Consider the following 2,409-nt stretch of genomic DNA (forward strand, 5'->3'; position numbering starts at 1 on the left):
ATGATAATTACCTCTTTTCTCTATTGGATTTATTATATCTTATTAGCCACTACTGTTACAACGTTAGTATAGCACTTCAATAAGCTGATGGCAATGGCAGGATGGCAAGGTTGTGGCACACAGCCATTTTGGTTAAATGGAATCCTATTTTTGAATACATTCCAATAGAAAGCCAGATTGAAAAATTTCAGGATGATTATTATGATGCGATAGCAAAATGCCATGTGGAGGTGCATATTGCGAAGCTAAACGGCCGTCTTTGCGGAACAAAACGGCCGCATTCCGTTTCTGAACAGCCGAATTTCTACCAGTCTCTGCAATCCAATCCTTATAATGATAGTAGCCATCCCAGTGGTGGTGAATAGATCATTTTAAGGAGGATAATGTATGCAGTTAGATTACAAGGACATCATTATCAAACACTATGCGCTATCAATGTCTGGTAGCGAAATAGCACGTCAGACTGGTTTCAGCAAGTCTGGTGTCAATGACCTCTTGAGAGCATTCAAGAAGTGCGAAGATCTGAACTATCCATTACCAGCAGGTATTACCAACTATGGTATTGCCCTAAAAGTGTATGGGTCTGTACCAGGATCAGGAGGTCGAAATGAGAACATCGAGTTACCTGATTATGAAGAGGATGCCAAGCTTATGGCGACACGAAAAAACATGACACTCGTGTTTCTTTGGAATCGCTATAAGAAAAAGTGCGAAGAAGAAGGTGCCCGCTGTTATCAGTACAGTCAGTATTGTGAACTCTACAACAAGTGGTGCGAAGAGAATTACGAGACAGTCCACTTTGATGCCATTATCGCACAAAAAATGGAAGTTGACTTTGCTGGTCAGACCTTCTCAACGACAGATCCTCTTACCGGCGAGATCATGACCATCGTTGTATTTGTAGCCATCCTTCCTTATTCGCAGTATATCTATGCAGAAGGGATGCTCTCAACGAAGGAACCACAGTGGATCGAGGTCAACAATCACGCACTGGATTACTTTGGTGGAGTTCCTGCTTTAGTAGTCTGTGACAACTGTAAACAGGCTGTTATCGTTAATCAGGACTGGATCGAGCCGGAACTGAACAAGGATTATGCTGACTGGGCTGATCACTATGGCACTGTTATTCTTCCTGCGAAGGTCCGTAAGCCGAAATTCAAGAGCTCTGTAGAAAACGCAGTAGGCATTCTCGAGAAGGGCTTCTTCCACAAACTTGAAGAACGTCAGTATTTCTCACTGGAACAGTTTAATAAGGATCTCTGGAAGGAACTGGAGGCTCTGAATAAAGAGCCATTCAAGAAGAAGGAACACAACAGATACTACTATTGGGAAGAGGAACAAACGGAATTGATGCCGCTCCCCTCCATGCATTATGAGTACATGGAGAGAAAGACGGCAAAGGTATCAAGCGACTTCCACGTACGCTTTGACAATGCTTATTATAGCGTAGATAAAGCATTTCTGCACAAGAAAGTATCTATTAAGGCTTCTTCAACCGTAGTTCGTATTTATTCCCTTGCCGGAGAGTTTCTTTGTGAATGGCCCAGAGCTACCCGTAAGGGGCAGTGGTCAACCAATCCTGAACACCTGCCAGATCACTATAAAGGATTCACTCAGTGGAATGGTCCTTACTTTATTCAGAAAGCGCAACTCATTGGCAAGAATACAGAGACTGTTATCCGGACGATCCTCAAATCCAGACCATACGAAGTACAGACCTATCGTATGTGTCTGGGTATTCTGAACTTTACAAAGAAGTACAGCAATAAGACTCTGGAAGAGTGCTGTAAGCAGGCGGTTGCTCTGAATAAGCAGAAATATACCTTTATCAAGAATACGATAGCTGTTGTAGCAGATGATCTCGGAGAAGCAGGCTATCATCATCCCACATCGGCAAAGAAAGAACCGGTACGCGGAGGGTATGTAATGCCACCGGAAGCTTCCAGTATCGACACTCTTTTATCACGCAGCAAGGCTCTTGCTGATCAGATACGAGAGGGGGCCGATGAATAATGCTTACAGGAACTGTACTGATAAATGAACTCGTTGATGAACTGAACGAACTTAAGCTTTCAACTATGGCAGCTACATTGGATGATCTGTATCACAAACCCGGATTTCTGGAAATGGATCGGCTTACGCTTATTGCAGAACTGATCGGACCACAGTTTCAGGAAAAGGTCAGCACGACATTAAAGAATCGCTTAACAGCGGCACATCTGAAGGGCTCACCTGAAGAATTGTCAGACTGTGTGGACTCTGACAAGCGGGAGTATCTGCCTGCCGGTATAACAGAGGTTCTTTCCTCTTTTGACTTTATTGAAAGAGGTGAATATTCCGTTGCGGCGAAGCCGTCTGTCCGGAAAAATGGAAACCACCTGTCCGGATAGGCGGAAACCGCTTTAGGTT

The 2,409-nt window shown here is 43.8% G+C and carries 3 protein-coding genes; all 3 read left to right on the forward strand.

Annotation, left to right across the window (positions count from 1 at the left end; genetic code table 11):
• The first annotated feature begins 101 nt into the window (after positions 1-101).
• The 3 genes from GPK83_RS16915 to GPK83_RS11900 are packed head-to-tail and all read left to right on the forward strand — an operon-like array spanning position 102 to position 2,390.
• Positions 102-365: a hypothetical protein gene (locus tag GPK83_RS16915; RefSeq protein WP_252196336.1), complete on the forward strand. Its 264-nt coding sequence runs from the start codon at positions 102-104 to the stop codon at positions 363-365.
• A 22-nt stretch (positions 366-387) separates the two neighbouring features.
• The gene (gene istA / locus GPK83_RS11895) at positions 388-2,013 is read left to right on the forward strand and encodes an IS21 family transposase (protein ID WP_215704863.1); all 1,626 of its coding nucleotides are present in this window, start codon (positions 388-390) and stop codon (positions 2,011-2,013) included.
• Positions 2,013-2,390 (forward strand): hypothetical protein, encoded by a 378-nt coding sequence (locus tag GPK83_RS11900; RefSeq protein ID WP_252196337.1) that lies wholly within the window; start codon positions 2,013-2,015, stop codon positions 2,388-2,390. Before istA ends, GPK83_RS11900 begins: the two co-directional genes overlap by 1 nt.
• Positions 2,391-2,409 lie beyond the last annotated feature (19 nt).

Source organism: Clostridium sp. MCC328, assembly GCF_018785465.1.
Classification (GTDB): domain Bacteria; phylum Bacillota; class Clostridia; order Lachnospirales; family Lachnospiraceae; genus Pilosibacter; species Pilosibacter fragilis.

Bases quoted from the DNA above. Each gene is read 5' to 3' on its own strand.
- GPK83_RS16915 (WP_252196336.1), top strand. From the start codon at position 102: ATGGCAAGGTTGTGGCACACAGCCATTTTGGTTAAATGGAATCCTATT.
- istA (WP_215704863.1), top strand. From the start codon at position 388: ATGCAGTTAGATTACAAGGACATCATTATCAAACACTATGCGCTATCA.
- GPK83_RS11900 (WP_252196337.1), top strand. From the start codon at position 2,013: ATGCTTACAGGAACTGTACTGATAAATGAACTCGTTGATGAACTGAAC.